The sequence below is a fragment of the Oleiphilus sp. HI0128 genome, from assembly GCF_001635365.1.
Genome location: NZ_LWGG01000759.1, coordinates 1 through 7472 on the forward strand (window position 1 = coordinate 1; position 7472 = coordinate 7472).

The window sequence follows — 7472 nt, forward strand, 5'->3', positions numbered from 1 at the left end:
TTGAAGTAAAGGGTAGTTAGAATAACGATCAAGCTAGCAAGAGGTAGAGAATATTCTGGTATTGATAATTGCTGTGTCAGTGTCCCGGCGTTAAGGAGGTGCAGGGTGATAATCCCAGATACGAAAATAGCAATAGTGCAAGCGAGCTGGTTAAATCTGGTTGAAGCCCACATTAAGATTGGAATGATTAGAAGTATAAAGTGAGGCTTTTCCTTGGTGGTAAAATAAATGCTGAGGATCGAGATTGAAAGCCAAACAAACCACTCTAAAGGATGTGTGTTTTGCTTGATACGTTGTGCATGGTTTTGTGCCGCGAACACGATGCTTGGAATGGTGGTCAGACTAATAACATTGGAAATCCAGAAGTAGGCTATTACCCTTAGGTCTAGTGTGCTGTCGCCGTCATTGGTGAGCAAGCTGACACCGAGCAATGTGCTGATTAAGGCGCTAATTATTACGCTGTGGGAAATATAAAGGATCAGGTTTTTACTGTTTGATAAAGGATTACCCTTGGTAATAGAGAGCTGGAATGACTTCCGGAGCACATAACTTTGCATGCAAAGGCTTAACGAAAACAGTACTGCAGTACTAAGTTCTATATCACCGTCAAACCATGCGTTAGATGCTTGTGATAAAGCGACTGGGGCTAGGAATATTGCGGGTAGACTGACTAGGCCGAAGCAATAAGTAAGAGAGAGTGATAAACCGTAGGCTATGCTGACGTAGGGCATGGCATTCTGAAGTGTCGATCCGTCATTTATAAATAATTGGTCAAAACCTAAAGCAATAAACAACAGGGTGAGACTTATGAAAAATGCGGGTATGCCGTGAATGCGAGCGCTAGAGATTTCTGGCTTAAAACTTAGATTATTTGCATTCATTGAAAGTAAAGCCAGCTTAGCTCGAAGGTGAAATTATATAATGGGCCGCATGGTAAATATGGTGGATTGTCTTCTTGTTTTATGACGAATTTAGCTGTCTGAAGACATCACCATAATGATGAATCTATTCTATCTGTAATAGCCAAATGATTGTCTAACTGAAGTGTTTCGGTATGTAAATTTATGTAAGCTGGCGTTTTTCTGTTTAGATATCAATCCGCATTGAAAGGTCGATAGATTTGCAGTCTTTTGTCAGTGCGCCGATTGAAATAAAGTCTACTCCCGTTTCAGCAATTGGGACTAGCGTTTCATTGGTTATGCCGCCAGAAGCTTCAAGCTTGGCTTGGCCTTTATTTAGTTTTACGGCCTCGTTTAAAGTGCTGATAGGGAAATTGTCGAGCATGACGATATCAGCCTGAGCTTGTAAGGCTAGTTGCAACTCTTGTATAGATTCAACTTCAACTTCGATGGGCTTTCCGGGAGCTAGTTGCTGAGCTTTGTTAACTGCCTGTCCAATGCCGCCGCAGGCCATAATGTGATTTTCCTTGATTAGGAAGGCGTCATAAAGGCCAATGCGATGGTTGTGGCAGTCTCCGCAGGTAACGGCATGCTTTTGTGCTAGGCGCAGTCCAGGTAGGGTCTTACGAGTATCCAGAAGCTTTACTTGAGTGTGTGCAACCAGGTTTGCGTAGTGTTTAGCTGTCGTTGCAGTGCCAGAAAGTGTTTGCAGAAAATTAAGTGCGGCACGTTCTCCGGTTAGAATGGATCGGGCAGAGCCACTAACAGTAAAGAGAGTTTCGTTTTGTGAAGCGTTGTCTCTGTCATTGACGAACCACTTAATTTCAAGGGTTGGATCAATTGCATGAAAGACGGCGTCAACCCACTTTGTACCGCAAATAATCGCACTTTCACGGGTAATTACTTTCGCGCAAGCCTGTTTGTCGGCATCAATTAGCTGAGCAGTTATATCACCGGAGCCGACATCTTCCGAAATTGCAGCGTTAACGTTATTTTCGATGGCTTTTGAAAGTAATTCGTTCATATTTTGGCTCAAGCTGTTCAGGCTGGGTCTGGTGAATACAAAGGATGCTTAAAATTAAAAAAAGTCGAAAGTATTGCTTACTTTTATTTAGCGGCGCCATTATATAGATTATTTCGGATAATGCTAAGTGGCTTAGCTTGTTCTCGTTCACTATATTGTTAGTCGAGTAGTTGTTGTGCTGGGTTCAATAATTCACATTTTTTGTGAACTGGTTCAAGCGGAAACAAAATGTGACAGTAGTCATAATATTGACTCGCTATAATGCAAATAAATGTTAAATAATTGACTCTTAGCAAGTGGGCAGTTGGGGTAATTATGGCAGAGCCAAAGATAGTAGGGATTCACGGCGGCAAAACTATTTCAGGAGTATCCGCTAAACCGCTACCGAAGTTAGTCATTGTCGTTAGAGATAATTTTAGACTTAAAGTGCAGGATTTATTACGTCATTTGTTTGATGGTGCGGATGATGCGCTGTTTGAAATGGCCGACAAAGCGGGCACTAATGGTGACCAAGCGTTGTATTTCGATGCGATGAGAGAGCTTCGTTTACAGAAGCGCCATATCGCAAATGCCGTTGTAAAGCAGTTGTTGACTAATTTCAATTCGCTTACAAGTGGTCCACAGGTGAGCGGCCCGTCTGGTGACTCGATAGATTCATTGGATCTTATTGATAAGGATGAACTTGAGGTTAATGTCGCAGTTGATGCGATGGTGTCGCGGCTTAATCAAGGTATTGGCACGGTGCTCGAGGAGCTTAGTGCTCGGATTTCCTTTATACTTGATGAGAGTGAAGTATTTTCTAAAGACTTTCCCGCGTCCCCGCATAAGCTATGTGATGCCTTTGCAAAAGCATGTGACTGTCTCGATTTTGGCATCCGAGCAAAGCTTATCGTGCTTAAACTATTTGAACGCTATGTACTGTCGAAAATGGCGGCAGTATATAAAGATTGCAATCAGCAGTTAAGGCAGTCAGGTGTACTTCCCGCATTAACGATCGGTATTGGCAAAACAGCGCGTACAAATAGCAGCAAGGCTGTTGAAATGCTCAATAATGTGTCAAAGACGGATACGATTAAATCAAATGGTCAGCTCGAGAATGCTACGCCTGATATCAATGGCTTTGATTCTTCAAGTGTTCCAACGCTCGGTGAAAATCAGTACCTTTCTCAGGGTACAGCTTTCGGTGAGTTGCGCTCTCTTCTTCATTCAGGTCAGCCCGCAAGTTCAATCGATGCAGGTGTTGGTGGTATGTCTAATATCATTCCGCAAACCAATATTATTCAGCAATTATCGGCGCAGCAAAATCGGTTCTCTGGCCAGATTTCAGGTGATCAATTAGGTGGATATCAGCGTGTTGATTTTCGTAGTTTGTTATCAAGCTCGAGCGAATCTTCTGAGGGAGGGGCAATTTCCTCAGTGGACTCCGATGTCATTTCCCTAGTTTCAATGTTGTTCGATTTTATTCTTGATGATCGTCAGCTTCAGCCCGTTATGAAAGCGTTAATTGCAAGGCTTCAAATTCCTATACTTAAAGTAGCGATGCTAGATAGAAGCTTTTTTGATCGTGGCGGGCATCCTGCTAGAAAACTTCTGAACGAAATAGCTGCTGCTGCACTTGGTTGGACCGAAACAAGCGGTAGTAAGTCAGATAGACTGAAGGGAAAAATCGAAGCTGTCGTTGATAAAGTGCTAAACGATTTCGATGACAATCTAGATATTTTCCAAAGCTTATTAGATGATTTCATTAAATTTATAGTGATTGAAGATAAGCGTGGTCAACTTGTTGAGCAGCGCACAAAAGATGCTGAGAAGGGAAAAGCAGCCAATGACCTAGCCAAGAAGGCGGTTGATAATGCTTTAAATGCAATTTTGGCTGATCAGCAAGCAAGAGCGCGTAATGTACCAGAATGTGCAGAAGCTTTTCTTTCAAAAGCGTGGAGTAGGGTGCTTAATTACACATACCTAAACGGTGGTGTCGACTCAGAGAGTTGGAAGGCTGAAATTGCCTTGGTTAAAGATTTGATTTGGACGGTGAGCCCAGACAAGGAGGAGCTTGATGTTCGAGGCAAGTTATTGAAAACGATTCCTCGTGTTATGAGGAAGTGTCGGGAGGGGCTCAATCGGATCATGTATGATCAGTTTGAGGCGAAAACCCTATTGGCCGATATCGAAGCTCAGCATGTTAATGTCTTGAATAACTTGCAAACATACGAAGAGTTTGCCAAGTCTGCAATGGACGATAACGCCATTGCTGAGTTGGTTCAGGATACGCTTGAAATTGAACAAGACTTTAACGATTTTAAGCAATCTAGCGTTGAAGCCGAAAAGCCGGTCAAGCCTGCGCCTAAAGCTGCCTCTAGAGAAACAAACTCCGACAGTAAACCTGTCTCACCCAGTGAGCAAGGCACCGGTGATAACGCAGAAACGGAATCAAGTGTCGAGCCTACGCGTGCCGAAACGGTTCTAGAAGAAGATTTGAGTGCTAGTGCGAGCGATTCCATTCTTGATGCATTTAGTAAGCAGGTGGAAAGAGCTAGCATTGGCACCTGGTTTGAGGTTTCAAAGGAAGGACGTCCTGAACGTTGTAAACTTGCTGCACACATTAAGGCTATTGATAAGTTTGTTTTCGTTAATCGATCCGGCATCAAAGTAATGGAGCAGGATAAAAGTGGTTTTGCATCCCTGCTAAGAAATGGAGAGCTTCAAGTTCTAAATGATGGTTTATTGTTTGATCGTGCCTTAGAATCGGTGATCGGGAGTTTACGCGGAGCTAACTAGGTATGAAAATTTGTAATGGTTGGTTGGCTGGTGCTCGGAAGTGCCCGTCACCCAATTATAATGAGCGCCCTCAAGCTGCGCCGATCAACTTACTAGTCGTTCATAATATATCATTGCCACCGAAGTCCTTCGGCAATAATTACATCGAGCTTTTTTTCCAAAACTGTTTGCCAGTTGGTGAGCATCCGTATTTCGAGACAATTCGCGATCTTCAGGTCTCGTCACACTTCCTCGTTAAACGCAACGGAGAAATAGTCCAGTTTGTTTCCTGTAATGACCGTGCCTGGCATGCCGGACAGTCAAGCTTTTGTGGTCAGGAAAACTGTAATGATTTCTCGATAGGCGTTGAGCTGGAAGGCGCTGATGACATACCGTATCAAGCGATTCAGTATTCGCAGCTTGCCGCTCTAACTAATGCAATTCAGGAAAGCTACCCTGAAATTACGAAAGAGCGTATAACGGGTCATGAACATATCGCTCCACAGCGGAAAACAGACCCAGGCCCTGCTTTCGATTGGACGCTGTATCGAAACTCTATAGAGAACCCCCTTGTTTAAATGCGCCGCTGTTTAAGGTGCTTAATGATAAAGCGGGCGGGCGAAAACATTGCTTTGTGTGTGTCATTTACCGGTGGGATGCCGCCGCATATTTCGTGAGCAATAAGTTCTGCGGCGACGGGGCTTGTTAATGCGCCTTTGGAGCCGTGTCCAACGTTGACGTAAAGACCTTGATAGTAGTGTCCATAAAGATGTTTGCAGCTGTTGGCGCCAACTCGAAGTTTGGCAAAGGTCTCTTTCATTTGTTCAAAATTTGGAGCGAGCCCAACGATTGGAAGGTAGTCAGGAGTGGTGCAACGAAGGCCGGCGTTACTTTTTACATCATAGTCATTCAGGCTTTTATCTTCAGTGTTCTTATCCGAAATCCATGATGGGTTCCAGTGCTGAATTGCTTCGAAGTTCTTTTCATTGTCTTCTGCATTAGTGCTTTCATTATTTGAGTCCAAATCAAAGGTCGCGCCAAAGTGGTGCCAACCAGAAACAGATGGGCATAGGTAGCCTTCTCCTGTTAACACACACTGCGTAGATTTGATTTCCTCGCTATTCTGCTTAGATCTTATCGATGTAACTTGCCCGCGCAAGGGCTTGGTTGGCAGGTGTGCTAATTGGGGAAAACTCTTGGTGTCATTAGAGTTTGCAATGACAAGATGCCTTGTGTGAAAAAGGCCTGAATTTGTTTCTATGGTCCAGCTTGAGTCTGTATTTTGGCTGATCTGCTTCGCTTCGCAGTTGTAAAATGGAGTGATGGTAGCCTGTGACTTAGCTGGCTTATCGCTAAGTAGTATTTTTGCGTAGACTTTAGGGTCAAGCCAGCCCGCATTCTCAAACCACAAGCCGCCACAGGAGTGTTTCAAGCCAGACTTTTCTGAGGATTCATCAGCGCATATTGGCCGTATAAAATTGGTTGGCAGTTTGGTGTTATTAGCAAAGCGGGTTTGCTTGGCCGCTTCCTTATCACTCCATGCTAGCTGCAGTAAACCGCAAGGGTGCCAGAATTCATTATCAAAGTTTGCCTGTAGCCGCGGGTAATAGCGTAAGCTGTAGGCAAGGCAATGCTCTACGAAGTTAAACGTTTTGTTTCTCTCACTGGGAAACTTTGCGTACATTACCAGTTGGCTCTGGCCGCTGGCACCAGAAACAGGTGCTGGGCGAGTATCTATTATCGCAACATCCAGCCCGCGTTGATACAGCGCTGAAGCAGTGCTGATACCCGCTAAACCGGCCCCAATAATAACGGTATCGAAAGACTTGGACACGTCTTTATCTAAGGCGGCAGCCGTAGAGTTCTTAACGGAATTCTTTATCAGTGTTTGTGGGTAGGCCCAATTTGTTTTGCTTAAAGGTAAGTGACCGGTAGAACTGAGGTCTTGTTTTGTAATAGAGCCAAGAAGCATCTCTCGTTTTTTGCCAAAGCCTTTCTGGCGCTTAACACTGAAACCTGCCGATTCTAGCCCTCGTCTTACAGCTGACGCAGCGGCGAAGGTGGAAAAAGTGGCTCCGTCAGATGATAGTCTGGCAACTTCTTTAAAAAGAGCAGGTGACCACATTTCCGGGTTCTTATTAGGGGAAAAACCGTCCAGGTACCAGCAATCTGCCATAAAACGGTATTCATCCAGGGACTCATAAATATCCCCAAAAACCAGTGTGAGGATGACTCGGCCACACTCGAACTTCAGTGTGTGGTGTCCTTTTATAGTGAAAGGATAGTCGTCGCATAGTTGGGAAGATAAATCTGCAAGCTCAGGCCATTTACTCAAAGAGTTTCTAAGATCTGATAGAGATAGTGGGTGTTTTTCGAATGAGATGTAGTGAAAGTCACGACGGCCTTTTTCTTCACAGGCCAGCCATTGTCGCCAGCTTAAGAGAAAGTTTAGCCCGGTACCAAATCCTGCTTCAGCGACGATAAAGGGTTTTAGTGCGAGGCTTTCACCTATTAGTCTAGATGCGAGTTGATTGGCTTCAATGAAAACATATTGGCTCTCTTTAAGGCCATCAACAAGCGAGAAGTAAACGTCATCGTATTCTTTCGAGGCTGGAATATCGCCTTCCCAGCCAAGATTAGCTACCGAAAAATTGTCGACTTCTCTATTCATATTTTATGGCTTGCTATTGCTTGGCTGTGGGTGCCGGACTTTCAGGCTCGGAGCTCGGTTCGGTAATTGTAATTGATTGAATGATTATTGTGTCTACGGGAATGTCTCGCATATAACCATC

General features: G+C 44.2%; 5 protein-coding genes. 2 read left to right on the top strand and 3 right to left on the bottom strand.

Annotation, left to right across the window (positions count from 1 at the left end; genetic code table 11):
* Positions 1–881, bottom strand: an 881-nt coding sequence (locus tag A3763_RS10380; protein ID WP_156495039.1) for a hypothetical protein, incomplete at its 3' end; no start/stop codon positions are given.
* A gap of 205 nt (positions 882–1086) precedes the next feature.
* Positions 1087–1923 carry a carboxylating nicotinate-nucleotide diphosphorylase gene (nadC, locus tag A3763_RS10385; protein ID WP_068509607.1) on the bottom strand — a complete coding sequence of 279 codons (837 nt, stop codon included), beginning with the start codon at positions 1921–1923 and terminating at the stop codon, positions 1087–1089.
* Positions 1924–2238: 315 nt separating this feature from the next.
* Between nadC and A3763_RS10390 the strand changes: the two genes are divergently transcribed.
* Positions 2239–4701: a DUF1631 domain-containing protein gene (locus A3763_RS10390; RefSeq protein WP_068634244.1), complete on the top strand. Its 2463-nt coding sequence runs from the start codon at positions 2239–2241 to the stop codon at positions 4699–4701.
* 2 nt (positions 4702–4703) lie between these two features.
* Complete coding sequence (gene ampD, locus A3763_RS10395; RefSeq protein ID WP_068508078.1) at positions 4704–5258, top strand: 1,6-anhydro-N-acetylmuramyl-L-alanine amidase AmpD; 555 nt, start codon at positions 4704–4706, stop codon at positions 5256–5258.
* Here the strand turns inward: ampD and mnmC are convergent.
* The gene (mnmC, locus tag A3763_RS10400) at positions 5255–7351 is read right to left on the bottom strand and encodes a bifunctional tRNA (5-methylaminomethyl-2-thiouridine)(34)-methyltransferase MnmD/FAD-dependent 5-carboxymethylaminomethyl-2-thiouridine(34) oxidoreductase MnmC (RefSeq protein ID WP_068642294.1); all 2097 of its coding nucleotides are present in this window, start codon (positions 7349–7351) and stop codon (positions 5255–5257) included. The two genes, ampD and mnmC, sit on opposite strands and share 4 nt — an antisense overlap.
* Between the last annotated feature and the right edge of the window lie 121 nt (positions 7352–7472).

Excerpts from the sequence above, each read along its gene's own strand:
- ampD (WP_068508078.1), top strand. The coding sequence starts at position 4,704 with ATGAAAATTTGTAATGGTTGGTTGGCTGGTGCTCGGAAGTGCCCGTCA.
- mnmC (WP_068642294.1), bottom strand. The coding sequence starts at position 7,351 with ATGAATAGAGAAGTCGACAATTTTTCGGTAGCTAATCTTGGCTGGGAA.
- A3763_RS10390 (WP_068634244.1), top strand. The coding sequence starts at position 2,239 with ATGGCAGAGCCAAAGATAGTAGGGATTCACGGCGGCAAAACTATTTCA.
- nadC (WP_068509607.1), bottom strand. The coding sequence starts at position 1,923 with ATGAACGAATTACTTTCAAAAGCCATCGAAAATAACGTTAACGCTGCA.